This window comes from Streptomyces sp. NPDC048392 (assembly GCF_043200575.1).
GTDB lineage: Bacteria > Actinomycetota > Actinomycetes > Streptomycetales > Streptomycetaceae > Streptomyces.
This window is the reverse complement of the sequence record NZ_JBICYB010000019.1, coordinates 102,737-121,424: the sequence shown is the minus strand read 5'-3', so window position 1 is coordinate 121,424 and position 18,688 is coordinate 102,737. Positions and strand designations below refer to the sequence as shown.

Here is an 18,688-nt window from a genome sequence, read left to right as displayed (position 1 = left end):
GCTGTGATCTGCGTCTCAGTCGGTTGCCCCTTACGTTCATGTCAGAGGTGAGGATGGCGACAACGCCCGGAATCACCCGGATCGGTCATACGAGAGGCGGCGGAAGATGGGGCAGGCGTGGGGTTTCGGCAGGTATGGCGGGCCTGAGGTGCAGAAGTTCTTCGAACGTCCCGATCCCGTCCCCGGTCGCGGCGAGGTGCTGATCCGGGTCGACGTCGCCGGCGTGAATCCCCTCGACCACCTTCTGCGCTCGGGTCTGGTCGACGGGCTCGACGGCGGGCGTCCGTTTCCCCGCGTGCCGGGCATGGAGGCAGCTGGAACGGTTGTCGCCCGGGGCGAGGACGTCAACGGGCTCGAGGTGGGTGACGCGGTCTTCGGCTTCGCGCTCACCGGTGGCGGCACCTACGCCGAGACGACGGTGCTGTCCGCGCCGAACACGGCGCGCATCCCGGAGGGGCTGTCCGCGACCGTGGCGGCAACGCTGCCAGTGGCCGGGACGACCGCGGTGGACGTGCTCGACCAGCTCGGCCTCCCGGCCGGTGCCACGGTCCTGGTCAACGGGGTCGGGGGCGGGGTCGGCCTCGCCGTCGCCCGGCTGGCTGTTGGGCGCGAGCTGCGTGTGATCGGCACCGGAAGTACCGCCAAACGCGAGCACGCCGAGGCCATCGGAGTGCGGTTCATCGATTACACGGCCGAGGACGTCGCCGCCGTGGCACGCGAGCTGGTTCCGGACGGCTTCGACGGGATCGTCGACCTGGCCGGAGGCACCTCGCTGCGGACGGTCGCTCCGCTGGCCCAGGATCCCCGCAATGTCATCGCAGTGGGTGATATGTCTGTGCCCGATCTCGGTGGGCGCTTCGTCGAGCGTCGCCTCGACCGCGAGAACCTGGAGCGGTCGGCCCGACTGGCCCTCGACGGACTCCTCGCACCCGTGATCACCGCGGTCCATCCGCTCTCCGACGCCCCGGCCGCCCTCGCGACCGTCGAGAACGGTCACACCTCGGGCAAGGTTGTCATCAAGGCGGCATGAGGAGTGCCCGGCCGTCTGACGCTGTCGACCGTCCATTGCGGACTGACGGGACCCCGTGGTCAGCATCATCAGCTGAGCACGTGTACCTGTACGGGCTTGAGCACGTTCGGTTCAGGCGTACGCCGACACCGGCCCCGGCGCGTGGCGCAGGACCAAAGGGCGGCGACCGTCGGGCCCATGAAAAGATCCGGGACGGGCCTGGGTCCGCGTCCCGGATCTCGTCCGTGCCGCCGCGCTCACTGTCGCAGCGCGGGCTCCTCGTGGTCGGCGAGCGACTGCTGACCGTCCGGCAGCTCCGCCGCTGGACGGGACAGCCGGCTCGGCCACCACATCCGCCGGCCGATCAGCAGGGTGAGGGCGGGCACCAGGACCGACCGCACCAGCAGGGCGTCGAGCAGCACGCCGAAGGCGACCAGGAACCCGACCTCGATCAGCATCACCAGCGGAAGTGTGGCGAGGACCGCGAACGTGGCCGCCAGGACCAGGCCTGCCGAGGTGATGACGCCACCGGTGGCCGAGAGGGCTTTGAGCATGCCCTCTCTGGGGCCGAGACGATCGGTCTCCTCCCGGGCCCGGCTGGTCAGGAAGATGTTGTAGTCGACGCCGAGCGCCACCAGGAACAGGAATGCCAGCAGCGGCACCGAATCGTCGACACCCTTGAACCCGAGGATCGTGTCGAAGACGAACACGCTGCCACCGAAGGCCGCGGCGAATGAGACGATCACGGTGGCCATCAGGACCAGCGGGGCCAGGACCGCGCGCAGCAGCAGCCCGAGGACGATCAGGACGACGGCGAGCACCAGCGGGATCACCAGCTTCTCGTCGCGCTTGGTGGTCACCTCGGTGTCGAGGTTCTCCGCACTCGGCCCGCCGACGATCGCCTCCGCCCCGCTCACCGCGTGCACGGCGGTGCGCACCCGCTTGATCGTGTCGTACTCTGCGACGGTGTCCGGCGCGTCCTTCGGGAACACGGAGATGTTGGCCCAGTCACCGCTGGTCTGCTCGGGGACGGCCAGGGCCACACCGCGGGTGTCCTGGACGATGTCGAGCACCCGCTCCTGGTGCGCCGGCCGCGTGAGGATCGTCATCGGCTGGCCGCCGAGCTCCGGGAAGTGCTGGCGGAGAACGGTGAAGCCGGTGACCGACTCCGGCGCGGACAGGAACTGGTCCTGCTCCCGCAGGGCGCCGGTGTTGCCCGCCAGCCCCAGGGCGAGCACGCCGAGGACTCCGAGCGAGCCGAGCGTCGCCACCCACCGGCGGCGGCTGATGGCGGCGCCAAGCCGTCCCCACAGCCCCGGCTTCTCCTCCACGGCCGTGCTGAACCGCGGGATGGCCGGCCAGAAGATCCGCCTGCCGAGCACCACGAGCACCGCCGGGAACAGCGTCAGCATGGCCACCAGCGCGCACAGGATGCCGGCCGCACCGATCGGGCCCAACCCGCTGGTGCTGTTCAGGTCCGCGACGAGCAGGCAGAGCAGGCCGGCGACCACGGTGGCCGCGGACGCGACGATGGCCGGCGCCGCGGAGCGCAGCGCGTGGACCATCGCGACCCGGACGTTCTCGTGGTGGTGCAGTGCCTCCCGATATCGAGCGATGAGCAACAGCGCGTAGTCCGTGCCGACGCCGAATACCAGGATCGTCAGCAGTGCCGAGTTCTGGTCGTTGACCACGATGCCGAAGCCCTTGACGAGCAGGTAGACGGTTCCCATCGAGGTCAGCGCGGCCGCGCCAACGGCCATCAGCGGGATGATCCACAACACCGGGCTGCGGTAGGTGAGGATGAGCAGGAGCGTGACGACGACGATGGTGGTGAGGAGGACCTGCACGTCGATGCCGTCGAAGACGGCATCCATGTCGCCGTCGATCGCGCCCGGGCCGGTCACGTCGAGTTCCAGGCCGGAGGGGCGGTCCTTCGTGGCGTCACGCAACGGGCCGACGACGTCCTCCGGTGCGCCGTAGGTCGTGCTCACCTCGAGGGTGAACATCATCGCCCTGCCGTCGGTGGAGGGGCTCGCCGGTGGGCCCTCGTCGCCGCCGGCCGGGGCCGCCACCTTCGGCGGGTACCGCTTGGCAAGGGTGTTGTAGTGGCGCTCGACCGTCGCGCGGTCGGCGTCGGTCAGGCCGCCGGCGCGGTGGTACACGAAGACGAACGTGTTGTCGTCACCGTCGGGGAGACTGTCCTCCAGTACCGCGACCTTGGTGGACTCGGCGCTGGCCGGCAGAGTGTCCGCGGCGCTGTCGGTGGTGACCGAACTCAACTTCCCGCTCAGCGGCACCATGAACACCGCCAGCACCAACCACAAGCCGATCACCAACCACGCCACCCACCGCCCTGCCAACCGACCGGCCGGCGCTTCCCCGGACGGCGCTGCGTTGACTGCCATCACTGGCCTCCTACATACGGGTTACATCGCTTCTCTGACGCCTACTTCCTAAAGAGCGAACCTGAGACAACCGTTAGAGCCTGTGAAGTAACCGGTCCGTGGGAGTGTTCAGTGCTCGGCGGTTCCGATGACCAAGGAGACGCCAGGAGGGCGGCACCACCCTCGAGCAGGTACCGGGCGGCGAGCCGGCAGTGGCCGTGCCGGCGAGTGACGAGCGGTTGGTCGCGATGCTCGTGGACCGGGCCCGCAGTGAAGGTCTGCAGCTGACCGGCGAGGGCGGGCTGCTCCAGCAACTGACCAAGCGGGTCCTGGAGTCCGCCCTGGAGGGCGGAACCACCGATCACCTCGGATACGACAACCATGACGCCGAGGGCCGGGGCAGCGGCAACAGCCGCAACGGGACCCGGGCGAAGACGGTGCTGACCGATATCGGCCCGGTCGAGGTCAAGGTCCCGCGGAGCGTGGCCGGAACGTTCGAGCCGACCCTCGCCGAGAAGCGGCAGCGGCGCCTGTCCGGCGTGGGAGCGCCTCGGTCCGGCGGTTTCGTCGGGTGAGGCGGCGGGTCATGAGGGCGATGAAGGCCCACTGGACGCGGGCTTCCGTGTGGGACACGAGGCGTTCGTAGTCTCGCACGTCGCGGCGGTCCCGCATCGTCCAGGAATTCGACCGCTCAACCACCCAACGCCTGGGCAACAAGACGAAGCCCTTGGCGTCCTTGTATGTGCTTGTTCGCGTCCATAGCCGCGCGTCGCCTTCGGCTTCGCCGACGGCACCAATGGCGCACCGCACCCCGGCCCAACCTCGGCCCGCCCCCGTCGACCGGACGCAGCCTGGGCACTGCATCCCTGCCCACAGCACCACCACAGGGGTCCATCTGCACGAGCTCTCGATGATGATGAGCGTGAGCTCGTGGAGCTGGCACGCCGCACCATAGATGCGCATACCGACGCCGGACCCGACGAAGATGGGACCCACACGGTGGGCGCCGCGGTCATGGCCGCTGACTACCGGATGTTCGTCGGCGTGAACCTCTACCACTTCACGGGCGGGCCCTGCGCCGAACTCGTGGCTCTGGGAGCCGCGCGAGCCCGGGGCGCCCGTCGGATGCGCTGAAACCGTCCGCTGGATCTTCGTGGCGGGCGACGCGTTCCCCCGCCTGCTTCCGTCCTCCCCTGTGAACACCAGCGGAGTGGAGGCGCGGAATGAGCGGCACCACTCCGCGCCACACAAGCGGCCACGGCCGGGGCCCGCGTCACCGACCCGCAGAGGGCGGCCGAGTTCCACGTCGGCGAGCCCGGCTTCGAAGTACGCCGGGACGTCCTGTCCGCCTTCACCACACGATCGGCTGATGTGGGCGAAGCGTCCGCGAGTGTTATTGAATGAGGTGTGCGGTCGGGAATCACGGAACCCCTGACGCACGGGTTCGGTACGGCCCCGGCGCCGGGCCGGGGCCGGCGAGCGAGCTGAGGGAGCCGCATGGACTCCACACCCTCCCCTTCGTCCTCGTCGCCGTTCGAGCTGGTCAGCAGTGCCTTGGGGCGGTACATCCCGCGTGGTGCCGCGGCGGCGGACGGTCCTGCCGAGGCGCGGGGCGACTCCACCGGAGACTCACCGGACGACGGCGACCCGGCCCCCGGCCGGCAGGAACAGATTCTGGGTGCGGTCAACCTGGACCGGGACCTCAGAATCACCCGCCGCAATCTCGGGGCCCCGGTCTTCGCGGGGCTGGACGCCGCGCCCGGCACCCCGTTCGTCGATCTTCTGCCCCGAGGGGACGTACCGACGGTCACACGGCGGTTGCGGCAGGTCCTCGAGACCGGTGAGGCACACGTCGCCCGGGTCCAGCGCCTGCGGCGCGCGGACGGGTCGGAGCTGGTGGTCTCGATGAGCATCCTGCCCGCGGCGGCGCCCCAGGAGGGACTGACCGTCTCCGTGATCGCCATGGCCAGGAGGCTGCACCTGTACGCGGCCGAGACGGCGATCGGCACCTCACTGGACATCGGCGAGACGGCGCAGTCTTTGGCGGAGTCCCTGCTGGCCTGGGGAGACGTGGCCGCCATCGACCTGGACTTCGCCGTGTGGACGGGGGAGGGGGTCACCGGCCGGGCGCAGGGCCGTATCCGGCTGCGGCGGGCGGCCCTGGTGCCCGACAGGGCGTGGCCCGAGGGCTATGTGACCCTGGGCGGCGATCTCCCCAGCGACGCGAGTCGTCTGCTGGCACAAGCGATCCGGCGTGCCGATGCCCCGCAGGCCATCGTCATACCGGACCGCGAGACGATCGAGCGGGTACTCGGAAGCCCGAGGCTGGTACGTGCCCTGGTGCCCGGGGACCGGGCGGCCGGAGTGGCGTGCGTACCGCTCGTCCTGGAGGGCGATCCGCCCGTCGTCCTCGGCGTGGCCGAGGTCTGGCGGCGGGCCGACCGCCCTTTCGCCGACAGTGAGCTGTTCGACCTGCAGGAACTGGTGGCCAGGACCTCACATCACGTGGATCTGGCCCGTCAGCACCAGCGCGAGCACACGCAGGTACTGGCCCTGCAGCGCCGGCTGCTGCCGAGGTCCGGCGGCGGCACCATCCAGACCGCCAGCGTCTACCAGCCCGCCACCCCCGACAGCGCGGGCGTCGGCGGTGACTGGGTGAACAGCTTTCCGCTGCCGGACGGCCGTACCGCGCTCGTGGTCGGCGATGTCGTCGGGCACGGCCTGGGAGCCGCGGCGACCATGGGCCAGTTGAGCATGGAGGCCCGCGCGCTGTTGTCCGCGGGCCTGGCGCCCGACGAGGTGCTGGAGCATCTGGACAAGACCGTGACGCTCCTGGACGACGCGGAGTCCGGGCTGGCGGCCGGCTACAGCGCCCTGGGATCGACCTGCTGCATCGCCGTCTACGACCCCGTCAGCCACCGGGTGGCGCTGTCCAGCGCGGGCCATCTTCCCCCGATCCTGGTGTCCCCGGACGGACACGCCGGTCCCCTGGCGGTCCACCCGCACCCCGGGCTCGGTGCGGAGTTCGCGCTGCGGGAGCCGTTCGACGTGCACACGTTCATCGCACCGCCGGGCTCCCTGCTCGCCTTCTACACCGACGGTCTGGTCGAGGACCCGGCCGTGTCCATCGACGAGGGCATCGGCAGACTCACCGACGCCGTGTCCGCGGTGCACCCGTGGGACACGCTGCAGCAGGCCGCGCGGCACGTGGTCTCCGCCCTGATGCCGACGCGCCAGCGCGACGACGTGACCCTGCTGCTCGCACGCACGATCGGCTACCGCAAGGGGGACACCGCGACCTGGCGGCTGCCCGCCCGCGACGACGCGGCCGCCCGGGCCCGCGCGCTGGTCTCCGCGCTGCTGCGGCAGTGGCGCACCAGGGACGACACCCGGGACAGCGTGCTGCTCCTGGTCAGCGAACTGGTCACCAACGCCGTCCGCCACGCCGCGGGACCCATCACGGTGCGGCTGATCAGAGCAGGTCCCGGCCTGCTGTGCGAGGTCGGCGACACCGGCAACGGCAGGCCGCGGCTGGGCCGGGGCGCGCTCCTCGACGACGCCGGCCGCGGCCTGCACGTCGTGCACCGGATCACCGCCCGGTGGGGGGTGCGGTGGACGGACACCGGCAAGGTGGTCTGGGCGGAGGTCGTCAGGTGACGCGGCCACGGCGGCACGGCTCGTGCGACCCGTGAACGGCGTGCCGGGCGGGGCGTACGCCCGCGCTACAGCCACTCCCCTTCCAGGGCGGTGGCCGTGAGGCCCGGGGCCGCCGCGTACAGGACGGCGCGACTGCCCGCCCCCTGCCCGGCGTCGTGCGCCCTGCGCAGGATGTCGAAGACGGCCGCGCCTCCGCGGTTGCCGCTGGTGTAACTGTCGCGGCTGTACTCGAGCAGCCCCGACGGCCACCCGTCGGGCATCGTCTGCTCCATGTACTCCAGGACCCGGGTACCGCCCGGGTGCGCGAGCAGGACGTCGGGGTGCCAGGACTCGGGGTCGTCCTGGTAGCGGACGCGCAGCCACTCCCACATCGCGGTGACCGTGTCCTGTACGGCGCGCGGCCCGCGCCGGTCCATCACGAAGTGGGTGCCGTCCGCCCGCGTCTCCAGACGGTGCAGGTCCCGTGTGCCCGGCAGAGTGTGGTGCCAGGCGGCGTCGAGCCGCAGCACCGACTCGGGCCTCGGGCGTCCCGTGACCACGGCGGCGACCGCGGTGTCCGCGAACAGCAGACGGACGATCAGGGACTCCAGGGTGTCGTCCGCGGGCTGGTAGGTCGTACTGAGTGCCTCGGAGATCACGACCAGGACCACCCGGTCGGGGTCCGCCGCCACGAGATCCGCCGCCAGCGCCAGGGAGCGGGTCCCGGCCACGCAGGCCCACTGCGTCGCCGGCAGCAGTATGGCGTCGCTGCGCAGCGGAAGCCGGTTGGCCAGGGCGATGTCCAGTCCGGGCAGTGCCGGGGTGGTGGAGTTGCTGGTGATCAGGCAGTCGACGTCCGCGACGTCCAGCCCGGCGATCTGCAGTGCCCCGCGCGCGGCACGCTCCCCGTAGGACTGCACGGCCTCCCAGGCGGGGGCGGTGCGCTCCTCGACGGTCTGCGGCGCGGGTATCGCGTCGAGGGCGGCGAGCACGCGGTCCACGTCCTGCTCGGTGAACCCGTCGCGGGCCAGCGCCTCCCGGGCGGCCGCGGGGCCGGCGGACGGCAGGCCGCCTCCGTTGCCGGGCGCGACGGCGGTCTCCAGGGGAAGCATCCACCCGCGGGTCTCGATGCCCGTACTGGCGGCGATGCCGTCGGTCCGCGGCGCCCACGTCGCGTGCGGGTGCCGGTGGTGCACTTCCGCCACGATGTCTCGGGTCTCCACGGAGTGCTCGCCGTGTATCACGGCAGGAGGGGACAGGTATGCGGCCACGATCGGCACCTTTCGACGGTTTTCTGCAGAGGAGCAGAGGAGCAGAGGAGCAGAGGAGCAGAGGAGCAGAGGAGCGGGGGAGCAGAGGAGCGGGGGAGCAGGGGAGCAGGGGAGCAGGGGAGCAGGGGGCGTCACGAGTGCTGTGGCGCGGCTCACTTCAGCGCTTCGCGACCAAGTCGACGGCGGCGCGCGCCACTTCGAAGCGGCGTCTCCTGTGTCGAGCATGGCGGCGAAAGGGGCATTTCCGCAGTGACCCACGCAACTTGGGCGCCATCGGCGCGCGTGAGACGGAGCACACCGCCGGACCGTCGCGCGAGTGCGAGCACCGCCGCGCGGCCGAGCGGGGCGTGCGGGTGTGCCGCCGGTACGGCTCCGCCGGCTGGGCGGGTGCAGTGAGGTGCTGCCGGTGAGGACGAGGGCGACTCCGGCGAGGAACTGCCGGCGGTCGTCATGGCCGCGCACCTGAACCGCGACGGCGCAAGGTGAACGGGTAGTCCGTCCACGTCGAGCTCTTCCCAGGCCGTCGCTACGGCGTCCAGGAACTCGGCCCGGTCGACGCCGGGTCCCAGCGGCTCGGTGTTCGCGGTGTTCGCGGCGTTCTGCCCGACGGCACCGAGGGGTCAGCGCATCAGTGCGTCAGTGCCGAGGGTGCCGTGGCGGCGGCCATTGCCGAGACCGATAGTGCCATGAGTTGCCCTTGAGGGCCGTCGCACCAAGTGGGCGCCCCCACTTGCGGAATGACGTTGTGCGGGCTCTTGACCTGAACGGCTCCGCCGCTATGGTCTAGACCTGAAGCCGTCAGGTCTAGACCTATCGGAAGGGGTACGACATGCGCACCAAGAGACGGGTGGCCTTCGCGGTCGGGGCACTGGTCGCCCCGTTGCTCGCCGTCAGCCTCCCGGCGAGCACGGCCGCCGCCCACGGCTGGGTGACCTCGCCCGGCAGCCGACAGGACCAGTGCGCCGCGGGGATCGTCGACTGCGGCCAGATCAAGTACGAGCCGCAGAGCGTCGAGGGACCGAAGGGCCTGAACAGCTGCAGCGGCGGAAACAGCCAGTTCGCCGAACTCGACGACGACAGCAAGGGCTGGCGGGTCACACCGGTCGGCTCGACGCACACCTTCACCTGGCACCACACGGCACGGCATGCCACCGCGGACTGGGAGTACTTCATCGGCAACCAGAAGATCGCCGAGTTCGACGGCCACGGTGCGCAGCCCGCCCCGGACGTCAGTCACCAGGTGAACTTCGGTGACTTCACCGGCCGACAGAAAGTACTGGCCGTCTGGAACGTGTCGGACACCGGCAATGCCTTCTACTCCTGCATCGACGTCAACATCGGCGGCGGGGGAGACGGCGGGGGAGACGGCGGCGGGGGAGACGGTGACGGCGATCCGGGCGCCTGCGCCGGGCCGCCGTGGAACGCCGGCAGCGTCTACAACGGCGGCGACACCGTCTCCCTCGGCGGCCACAACTGGCGTGCCAAGTGGTGGGTGACCGGCGAGGAGCCCGGCACCACCGGCGAGTGGGGAGTCTGGGAAGACCTCGGAGCCTGCGCGGCCGCGTGACCCCGACGGGTCGGCGCGCTCCGACGGGGGCGCGCCGGCCCTCGCGGCCACGGCGTCCGGCGGACCGTAAGGCCGTCACCGGACAGCCGTCACCGGCCACCTCGACTCGATGACTTCCAGGAACCGGGCGGCAGCGTAGGCAGGTGCCGGGGCCCCGCCGGGCGTCCAGTCGGTGCTCGACCGCGGCCCCGGCGACAGCAGTTCGGCGTCCTGACGGCCGCCGGCCATCAGCAGGAGTGCGACCGGCGGTGCTCCCACGGACCCGGCGGGTACGGACAGGGACGGGTCCCCGGCGACGGCGGCCGGAGTTGAGGACGGGATCACGTCGTTGTCGCCCCGGGCGCAGCCGGTGGTCCACACGGGCGGGTTCGCGGGGAGGCGGGGGCGCCCCGACCGTACTCGGCCATGGTCTCGTCGCTGGACCGCCGGGAGAGGTCTGCCGGCACGGGGCGCATGGCCCGGTACTCGGGGCCCGTGGCCGGCGGCGTGGCCCGTGCCTCCTCGAACAGTCCCTGACCGGCGGAGCATGTCTGCTCGCCGGGGCGCGCGCGGCTGGGCCCGATCAGCCCGGCAAGATCCCGGGGCCCGCGGCGGGTGGCGAGACAGGCGTCGATGTCCCGGCGGAACCCGCTCAGCAACGCCGGGACCTCGAGTCCGGCCAGCCGGTCCTGTTCCGGCGGAGTCACCTCGACGACCCCGGCCCCCGCGGCACGCAACCGGTCGGCCGCGCGGGTCATCGGGGCGTCGGCCTCCTGGCTGAGCGAGCGAGGGCAGCCGGCACGAAGCCGATCCGGTCGCCGCGCGGGCCGGCCGGGCGGGTGCCCCCGTCCGGGAGCCGACGGTGCCGCCGTCGCGCAGGGTGTCCGCCCGCTGGGCACGGAGAGGGCGAGCGCGGCGTCGGCCACGTCGCGCGCCATGGGGCCCGCCGTGTCCCGCTCGGCCGAGACCGGTACGACCCCGCTCGGCCGAGACCGGTACGACCCCGACCGGCCGACCGGCCCGAGACCGGGCTTGTGGCCGACCACTCCGTTCATACCGGCCGGGCACACGAGGGAGCCGTCCGTCTCGGTGCCGACCACCACCTGCCCCCCGTGGGCGCAGGCCAGGAGGGCGGCCACGCCAACGGCCGTGGCAACGGCCGCGCTCCACCGCGGCGACGCCTGGCCTGTTCATGAGGGACAGCCACTGCACCGTGCCCCCGCAGGAGTCCTTCCCGTCGCGCTCCCCGGTGACGAACGGGTTCACTTTTCCCGGGAGCCGGTAAAATAATCTGAAAGCCGAAAGGGGGTCGTAATGGATCCTTGGCTGATCTGGTTGATCGTCTCGGCGGTCCTGATCGTGGCGGAGATCTTCACCCTGACCGCCGCGCTGGGAATGCTGGGCGTGGCCGCGCTGATCACATCCGGATCCGCGGCGGTCGGCCTTTCGACGCCTTTCCAATTCCTGTTGTTCACGGTCGTCTCCACGGTCACCCTCCTCTTTCTGCGCCCCGTCGCACTGCGCCATGTCCTCCAGCCCCAGACCGAGCGGTTCGGCGTGGACGCCCTGGTCGGCAAGGCCGCCTACGTCGTCTCCGAGGTGACCGGCATGGAGGGCAGGGTCCGTATCGGCGGTGAGGAGTGGACGGCTCGTTCCTACGACGAGACGCTGGTGATCCCCCGGGGTGCGACCGTCGACGTCCTGGAGATCAGCGGGACCACCGCATTCGTCTATCCCCGGGAGTGACCATGGAAGTTTCGGCGTTTCTCATCGCCGGTGTGATCGTCGCGCTTCTCGCGGTTTTCACCGTGGTGCGGGCGGTGCGCATCGTGCCGCAGGCCCGAGCCCGCAACGTCGAGCGGCTCGGCCGCTACCATCGCACACTCAAACCCGGCCTCAGCCTGGTCATCCCGTACATCGACCGGGTCTATCCGGTGATCGACCTGCGGGAACAGGTCGTCTCCTTCAAGCCGCAACCGGTCATCACCGAGGACAACCTGGTCGTCGAGATCGACACCGTGCTGTACTTCCAGGTCACGGATCCGCGCGCGGCCTTCTACGAGATCGCGAGCTTCCTCCAGGCGGTCGAGCAGCTCACCGTCACCACGCTGCGGAATGTCGTGGGATCGATGGACCTGGAGAAGACCCTCACCTCGCGCGACACCATCAACAGTCAGCTGCGCGGTGTCCTCGACGAGGCCACCGGCAAATGGGGTCTGCGGGTGAACCGGGTGGAGATCAAGGCGATCGACCCGCCGCAGTCCATCAAGGACGCGATGCAGAAGCAGATGCGGGCCGAGCGGGACAAGCGGGCCGCGATCCTCGGCGCGGAAGGACAGCGCCAGTCGCAGATCCTCACCGCCGAGGGCGACAAGCAGGCAGCCGTGCTGCGCGCGGAGGGCAACCGCACCGCCGAGATCCTGAAGGCGGAGGGACAGTCCCGGGCCATCGACGAGGTCTTCCAGGCGGTGCACCGCAACGACCCCGACCCCAAGCTCCTCGCCTACCAGTACCTCCAGGTGCTGCCGCAGCTGGCGCAGGGCTCGGGCAGTACGTTCTGGGTCATCCCCAGCGAGGTCACCTCCGCGCTCCAGGGCGTGTCCCGCGCCTTCACCGAGGCGCTGCCGCAGTCGCCCGCCACCCGCGAGAACCCCTCGTCGGACGACGGGGCCGCCCAGGCCGCCAGCGACACGGCGCAGGCCGCGGAGGCCGCCGCCGAGGCCCTCGCGGACGCGGCCCGGGCCAACGGCGTGCCGCCCGAGGCGCTGCGCACCCGCCCGCCCGAGGACCGGTGAGACCCTGAGGCGCGGGCGCCCGGCGTACGACTCCCGGTGCGGCGGGCCCCGGCCGAGGCACGGGCCCCGCCGCACCGGGAGGACCGGTCACGCGGGACGGGCGGGTGGCGGTGGGACTACGGGGTGACCCGGTTGCCGCCGAAGGTCACCACGAGGGTGCCGTCCGAGTCGAAGGACCAGTCCAGGGCGCCCGCGTATGCGGCACACCGGGACCCGTTGGAGCCGGTCCAGAACTGGTTCGAACCGTCGGCGTCGCCCACCGTCCTGTCGTTCGGCCCGTCGTCGCGGCAGGAGGTGTTGTCCCGGAACACCGAGGTGCCCGCGTCGAACGAGAAGTTGCGCTCGGCGTTGTCGATGCCGACGTTGTCCGAGACCGTCATCGTGCCCGGGTTCCGGTTGTAGGTGAACCCGTGCTTGCCGTTGTGGTAGGCGATGCTGCGGCGCACCACGTGGTCGACCTCGATGTCCTCGCCGCCGAGCTTGTAGCCGTTGCGGTCGCCACTGGAGTTCTGGGTGCCGTCGGAGAGGGTGCCGTTCTCGTAGGCGAGGGAGTCCTCGACGGTGACCGCGCCGATCGCACCCGTCTCCGACTTGGTGTAGAGGTCCCAGCCGTCGTCGATGTTGTTGTGGGACACGGCGTGGCGGAAGACGTTGCCGGGGCCCGCGGTGAGCTTGGCGGCGAAGCCGTCGGCGTCCTCGCCGTCGGAATCGGCGTTGTCGTGCGACTCCGCGCTCAGGACGAGGTTGTGCGACGGCCACTGGTCGCGGGGCGTGTCGGACGTCATCCGCGAGAGCTGCAGCCCGGTGTCGCGGTTGTAGCGCGTCACCGTGCGCTCGAACACGTTGTTGCTGCCGCCGACGAAGATGCCGTTGTCCCCGGCGTGTTCGACGACGATCCCCTTGACGTGCCAGTACGACCCGTTGACCGCGAGTCCCCGGTTCGAGGAGCTCTCCGGCTGGGCCGCGAAGTTCAGCACCGGCGTCTCGCCCGGGTAGGCGGACAGTTCGGTGCGGTCGCCCGGGGTGCCGTCGTTGCCCCGCGGGACGGTGACCGTCTGCGCGTAGCGGTAGGTGCCGCCGCGCAGGTAGATCGCCCCGCCGGGGGCGACCCGGCTGATCGCCGCGGTGAGGGTCGTCGGGTCGGACTCCGTCCCGGACGCCCCGTCACTGCCGCTCGGCGACACGTACAGCGCGGAACCGGACGGCGGCGTCGTGGTGCCGTCGCCGTCCACCTCGGCGTCTACGTAGTCGACGTTCGGCAGGCCGGCGGACGCGGTCGGGTCGAGCCGGACGGTGTTGTTCCCCGCGCGCACCGGCACCGTGAAGGTCTTCGTCCTCCACGTGGACCACGCTCCGGTGGACTCGAAGGAGGCCGACGCCACGCTCGCGCCGTTCACCATGATGTCCGCGGCCCGTGCGTCACCCGTGCCGTTCGCGAAGCGTACGTTCAGTTTCGCCGTGCCCGCGGCGGGGGCGTTCGCGGTGAACTCGGCGTAGGCGCCGGCCACGTTGGTGCCGTTGCAGAAACCGCTGCCCGAGTAGCCGGACCAGTCGGAGTCGATGGTGCCGGTGCAGACCGCCGAAGTGTTCTCGGCCTCGTAACGGGTGGACTCAGCCTGCGCCGAGGTGCCGGACAGAGCGACGAGCGTGCCGGCCAGCAGGCCGGCGCTCGCGATGAGGGGTCTCGCTTGCATCGTGTCTCCAGGGGTTGGGTCCGACCAGGACTCGATGGGAGGATCGACTGGAGAAAGCGCTTTCCCGGGGGACACTAGAGACTTGCCGTGGACGCGTCAACGCTTCGGTACGTGTTTTATGTTCACCCATATGAATAGTCATCCGGATCGACAGCCGCCGGTGGATGCCCTGGTTGTACGGCTGCTCAGCGGAGGGCGGGCCCGGTGACGGGCCGGCCGTCGGCGTCGTAGGGCCAGACGTTGGTCCGGCAGCCGTGCAGTCCCTTGATCTGCTGCATCATCACGGGTGCCGGCCGCCCCGGCCCGGGGCACCCCTCATGGCCGTGGCCGAGGAAGTGCCCGACCTCGTGATTGATGATCAGTGCCCGGTACGACGTCACGTCGTCCGCGTAGTACTGCGTGGCCAGGAGCCACCGCTTGAGGTTGACCATGACGTCCTGGCCCACGTTGCAGTTGACCTCGCCGCCGGTGTCCAGACCGTACCGGCCGCATATGTCGTCCACCGTGCCCGCCGTGGCGAGCCGGACCCGGAAGTCGGACGTGCCCCCGGCCACCCGCCGGAACCCCACCTTCCCGTCGGCCGTCCAGCCCCGCTCGTCGGCGAGGATGCGCTCGACCTCCGCCGCGACCCTCTGCGCGGAGATGCCGATGCCGTCCTCGACCTGGACCACGTATGTCAGCGTCCGCCCGCTCCCGCCGACCCGGTCGCCGCCGCCGTCGGCCGTGGCGAAGGTCCCGGGACCCGACGACGGGATCGAACCGGGGTCCCGTCCCTCCTCCTGCCCCCGCTTTCGCTCCTTCTCCTTCTCCGGCTCGGCCGTGGCCTCGTCCTTCGGCGCCTCGGCCGTCTCGCCGGCCTCCTGCGACCCGGGCCGCCCGGTCGCCGAGGACGCGCCGGCCGTGCCGGTGGGACGGCCGGCGGATTCCGTGGCCCCCTTGAGGGCCAGGCCACCGGCGAGCACCAGCACGGCCCCGGCCGCGAGCCCCGGCCACAGCAGGCGGTGCCTGCCGCCCCGCCGGTCGCGGGTGCGGCTGCCGCGGCGTCGGCGGCCCGTGGCGGAGGAAGGTGGGGAAGTCGGTCGGCGCTCATTCATGATCACAAAGAGTGCCCCGGGCGTGTGATCGTCCGTGGACGGCTTCTGGACCGCTGTGTAACAGCCGTCACCCGCACGCGGACTCCCCTCCGTGCGCGCGCATACTGAGGTCCATGCCACGGGTCCTGATCATCGAAGACGACCGCGCCGTCCGGGACGGCGTGCGACTGGCCCTGCGCAGGCAGGGACACGACGTCGCCGCGGCCGCCACGGGCGAGGACGGACTGGAGCAGCTCAGATCGTTCCGGCCCGACGCCGTGGTCCTCGACCTGATGCTGCCGGGCATGTCCGGCCTGGAGGTGTGCCGGCGCATACGGGCGCACGACCAGGTGCCGATCATCATGGCCACCGCCCGCGGCGACGACACCGACATCGTCGTCGGACTGGAGTCCGGAGCCGACGACTACGTGGTCAAGCCGGTCCGCGCCCGTGTGCTGGACGCACGCATCCGCGCGGTGCTGCGCCGCGTCGGCGTACCGGACGAGCAGGGCGCGCCGCGTACCGAACACCACGGTGACCTGGTCATCGACCGGGCCGGACTGACCGTCACCCATCACGGCCGGCCCGTCGCCCTCGGCCCCTCCGAACTGCGGCTGCTGCTCACCCTGTCCGCCTCGGCCGGGCAGGTGTTCAGCCGCCAGCAGCTCCTGGAAGCCGTGTGGGAGCACAGCTACCACGGGGACGCGCGGCTCGTGGACGCCTGCGTCAAGCGACTGCGGTCCAAGATCGGGGAAGCCGCGGGCAGCCCCCGCTACGTCCACACCGTGCGCGGCTTCGGCTACCGGTTCGGGCCCCGGTGAGAGCTCCGCGGGCGCTGCGGGTGCCGCGCACCCTGAAGGGACTGCGCCTGCGGCTGGTGGTGGCCTTCACCCTCGTCGCCGTCGTGGCCGCGGTGACCACCGGCGCGCTGACCTTCCGTGAGGCACGGACCGGGATCCTGCAGCAGAGCCAGGACACGGTCATCGAGGACTTCCGGCACCGCGTCGACACCCTGGTCCCCAACTACCGTTTCCCGCCCGACGCGGCCGACCTGCGGTCGTTCGCCGACGACGTGTCCAGGGGCGGACGGTCCCGGCCATGGAGGGTGCTGGTCGCCTACCGGGAGGCGAGCGCGACATCCGTCCCCGGGGACGCGTTCGCGGAACTGTCCTCGTCGATGCGCGAGTCCGTGCGGTCCCGCCGGGCCACCGTGTTCCAGCGCGTGTCGCGCGACGGCCACTCCTCACTCGTCGTCGGCATGCCCGTCACCTTCGCCGGCCGGTACGGCACCGAGCGGCGCGCCTCCGGCCTCGAGGTCTACCTCACCGTGCCGCAGCAGGACGAGCAGGGCTATGTCGACGCGCTGGTCACCGCCATCGAACGCGCCACCGTGCCGGCCCTGGCCCTGGCCGTCCTGATCGCGCTCCTGGCCGCCCGTGGCGTACTGCGTCCGGTGCGGGCATTGCGCCGGGCGACCCGGAGCATCGCCGAGGGCCGCCTGGACACCCGGCTCGCGGTACAGGGCTCCGACGAACTGGCCGACCTCTCGCGCACCTTCAACGAGACCGCCGCGGCGCTGGAGGGCTCGGTGGCGGAACTGCGGCGCATGGAGGCCGGTGCCCGCCGCTTCGCCGCGGACGTCTCGCACGAACTGCGCACCCCGCTGGCGGCGATGTCGGCGGTGACGGACGTCCTGGACGAGGACGCGGCCGGCCTGGACGACGACACCGCGACGGCCGTACGCCTCATCAGCACGGAGACCACGAAGCTGGCCGCACTCGTGGACGACCTCATGGAGATCTCCCGGTTCGACGCGGGGGCGGCCGCCCTGCACCTGGACGAGATCGATCTCGCCGAGTCCGTACGGCGTACGCTCGCCACCCGCGGCTGGCAGGACACCGTGGAGACCGGCCTGCCGGAACCGGGCGGGCTGCGCGGCCGCGTCGACCCGCGACGCCTCGACGTGGTCGTGGCGAACCTCGTCGCCAACGCCCTGCGACACGGCGCGCCTCCGATCCGCCTCGACCTCCACGCGCAGAACGACCCCCGCGCCGGGAGGGAGGCGGTCGTCACGGTCCGCGACGGCGGGGACGGCATCCCCGAGAGCATCCTGCCCCATGTCTTCGACCGCTTCTACAAGTCGGCCGACGCCCGCGCCCTGAGCGAGGGCAGCGGCCTGGGCCTGGCCATAGCCAGGGAGAACGTACGGCTGCACGGCGGCACCGTCCGGGCGGCCAACCATCCGGGCGGCGGCGCCGTCTTCACGGTCGTCCTGCCCCTGCGGCCGGACGATCCGGAGGTCCGGACGACGCGGTCGGACCCGAACTCGTCGAGGGAGGAGCGGACATGAACCCGTCGGTGCCGTCACGGGCGGCCACGGGGGACCCGGGCCTGCGTCCGACCCGCGGCCGCGCCGGCCGAAGCGCCCGGCGCGCGCTCCCCGTCCTGCTCGCGGCGCTGCTCCCGCTCTCCGCCTGCGGCATCCCCGAGACCGGCGTGGTCGAGGCGGGCGAACCCGCGACCGGCGTCCTGGAGCCGGGCGTTCCGGCCGCACCGCCGAAGGCCGTGCCCGAGGAGGCGCCCGCCGTCACGGTCTCGCTCTACTTCGTCGCGGACGGCTCCCTGGTGACGGTTTCCCGCACGGTCCCCGGCGCGCCCGACCTCGGTGGGACCGTGCTCATGCTGTTCAAGGGGCCGGACGGCGGGGAGCGGAAGCGGGGACTGACGACCGAGCTGCCGACTACCGCCGTGGCTCCCACCATCCGTACCGACGGCACGGTGGTCAACGTCCGACTGCCGCGGAGCGCCGGGAGCCTCAGCGACACGGCCGTCGACCAGCTGGCCTGCACGGTCGCCGTCGCCCGGCTGCGGCAGGACCCGGCTCTGGGGAGCGCGCAGGTGACCGTGGAGCAGCCCGGCGGCCGGCTGGCCGGCCGCTCGAGCGACGACTGTCCGACCGGCCGCGGGACCGCCGAGACCCCCGGGACCGCCGAGACCCCAGCCGTGACCCCGGAGACCGGCGGAACCAGCGGCACCGGTGGCCCCGGCGGCTGACGACGCACGGGCGACCCGAAGGATCTCCCTCCCCTCCTCTCTTTCCTCCTCCGACAAGGGGCGTCCGCACGGGCGGAACCCCGACCCGACGGAGTGAGGAGCGCATGCTTGACACGTGCTCGGACGGCATGCGCCGCCGCGACAGCGGTGCTTGACTGGTGGGACCCGCGACCGCCGTGGCCCGGGCCCGCCAGGTGAGACGGACGCCGAGGCGACGGTTCCGACG

Annotated in this window: 14 protein-coding genes and 1 pseudogene; 9 read left to right on the top strand and 6 right to left on the bottom strand. The window is 71.8% G+C overall.

Annotated features, from left to right (window positions below; translation table 11 throughout):
- Positions 1–148 precede the first annotated feature (148 nt).
- Positions 149–1,030 carry an NADP-dependent oxidoreductase gene (locus tag ACGFYH_RS24235; RefSeq protein WP_393805250.1) on the top strand — a complete coding sequence of 294 codons (882 nt, stop codon included), beginning with the start codon at positions 149–151 and terminating at the stop codon, positions 1,028–1,030.
- Between the two features lie 236 nt (positions 1,031–1,266).
- Here ACGFYH_RS24235 and ACGFYH_RS24230 read toward each other — a convergent pair whose 3' ends face one another.
- Complete coding sequence (locus tag ACGFYH_RS24230) at positions 1,267–3,414, bottom strand: MMPL family transporter (RefSeq protein WP_393805249.1); 2,148 nt, start codon at positions 3,412–3,414, stop codon at positions 1,267–1,269.
- A gap of 227 nt (positions 3,415–3,641) precedes the next feature.
- Here ACGFYH_RS24230 and ACGFYH_RS24225 point away from each other — a divergent pair.
- A pseudogene (locus ACGFYH_RS24225) lies at positions 3,642–3,935 on the top strand (transposase); the annotation flags it as partial.
- Positions 3,936–4,890: 955 nt separating this feature from the next.
- Complete coding sequence (locus tag ACGFYH_RS24220) at positions 4,891–7,050, top strand: SpoIIE family protein phosphatase (RefSeq protein WP_393805248.1); 2,160 nt, start codon at positions 4,891–4,893, stop codon at positions 7,048–7,050.
- A 65-nt stretch (positions 7,051–7,115) separates the two neighbouring features.
- On the opposite strand, the gene ACGFYH_RS24215 is transcribed toward ACGFYH_RS24220, so the two are convergent.
- Positions 7,116–8,300, bottom strand: a complete 1,185-nt coding sequence (locus tag ACGFYH_RS24215) for a type III polyketide synthase (RefSeq protein WP_393805247.1) — start codon at positions 8,298–8,300, stop codon at positions 7,116–7,118.
- Between the two features lie 829 nt (positions 8,301–9,129).
- On the opposite strand from ACGFYH_RS24215, the gene ACGFYH_RS24210 reads away from it, so the two are divergent.
- The gene (locus tag ACGFYH_RS24210; protein ID WP_393805246.1) at positions 9,130–9,867 is read left to right on the top strand and encodes a lytic polysaccharide monooxygenase; all 738 of its coding nucleotides are present in this window, start codon (positions 9,130–9,132) and stop codon (positions 9,865–9,867) included.
- Positions 9,868–9,942: 75 nt separating this feature from the next.
- Here the strand turns inward: ACGFYH_RS24210 and ACGFYH_RS24205 are convergent, their stop codons facing one another.
- Together ACGFYH_RS24205 and ACGFYH_RS24200 are read right to left on the bottom strand one after the other, a co-directional pair.
- Positions 9,943–10,125 carry a hypothetical protein gene (locus ACGFYH_RS24205; RefSeq protein ID WP_393805245.1) on the bottom strand — a complete coding sequence of 61 codons (183 nt, stop codon included), beginning with the start codon at positions 10,123–10,125 and terminating at the stop codon, positions 9,943–9,945.
- Positions 10,126–10,187: 62 nt separating this feature from the next.
- Positions 10,188–10,985: an amidase family protein gene (locus ACGFYH_RS24200; RefSeq protein WP_393805244.1), complete on the bottom strand. Its 798-nt coding sequence runs from the start codon at positions 10,983–10,985 to the stop codon at positions 10,188–10,190.
- Positions 10,986–11,160: 175 nt separating this feature from the next.
- Between ACGFYH_RS24200 and ACGFYH_RS24195 the strand changes: the two genes are divergently transcribed.
- Both ACGFYH_RS24195 and ACGFYH_RS24190 read left to right on the top strand, forming a co-directional pair.
- Positions 11,161–11,592: an NfeD family protein gene (locus ACGFYH_RS24195; protein WP_393805243.1), complete on the top strand. Its 432-nt coding sequence runs from the start codon at positions 11,161–11,163 to the stop codon at positions 11,590–11,592.
- 2 nt (positions 11,593–11,594) lie between these two features.
- Entirely contained in the window at positions 11,595–12,641 is a 1,047-nt protein-coding gene (locus ACGFYH_RS24190; RefSeq protein WP_393805242.1) for an SPFH domain-containing protein, read from the top strand.
- Positions 12,642–12,757: 116 nt separating this feature from the next.
- Here ACGFYH_RS24190 and ACGFYH_RS24185 read toward each other — a convergent pair whose 3' ends face one another.
- Both ACGFYH_RS24185 and ACGFYH_RS24180 read right to left on the bottom strand, forming a co-directional pair.
- Positions 12,758–14,335 carry a carbohydrate-binding protein gene (locus ACGFYH_RS24185; RefSeq protein WP_393805241.1) on the bottom strand — a complete coding sequence of 526 codons (1,578 nt, stop codon included), beginning with the start codon at positions 14,333–14,335 and terminating at the stop codon, positions 12,758–12,760.
- A 185-nt stretch (positions 14,336–14,520) separates the two neighbouring features.
- Complete coding sequence (locus ACGFYH_RS24180) at positions 14,521–15,429, bottom strand: DUF3152 domain-containing protein (RefSeq protein WP_393805240.1); 909 nt, start codon at positions 15,427–15,429, stop codon at positions 14,521–14,523.
- 113 nt (positions 15,430–15,542) lie between these two features.
- On the opposite strand from ACGFYH_RS24180, the gene ACGFYH_RS24175 reads away from it, so the two are divergent.
- The 3 genes from ACGFYH_RS24175 to ACGFYH_RS24165 are packed head-to-tail and all read left to right on the top strand — an operon-like array spanning position 15,543 to position 18,462.
- Positions 15,543–16,229 carry a response regulator gene (locus tag ACGFYH_RS24175; protein ID WP_393805239.1) on the top strand — a complete coding sequence of 229 codons (687 nt, stop codon included), beginning with the start codon at positions 15,543–15,545 and terminating at the stop codon, positions 16,227–16,229.
- Positions 16,226–17,758 carry an ATP-binding protein gene (locus ACGFYH_RS24170; RefSeq protein WP_393805238.1) on the top strand — a complete coding sequence of 511 codons (1,533 nt, stop codon included), beginning with the start codon at positions 16,226–16,228 and terminating at the stop codon, positions 17,756–17,758. Before ACGFYH_RS24175 ends, ACGFYH_RS24170 begins: the two co-directional genes overlap by 4 nt.
- A complete protein-coding gene (locus ACGFYH_RS24165; RefSeq protein WP_393805237.1) occupies positions 17,755–18,462 on the top strand; it encodes a hypothetical protein in 708 nt (235 codons plus the stop codon). Before ACGFYH_RS24170 ends, ACGFYH_RS24165 begins: the two co-directional genes overlap by 4 nt.
- Positions 18,463–18,688: the final 226 nt, after the last annotated feature.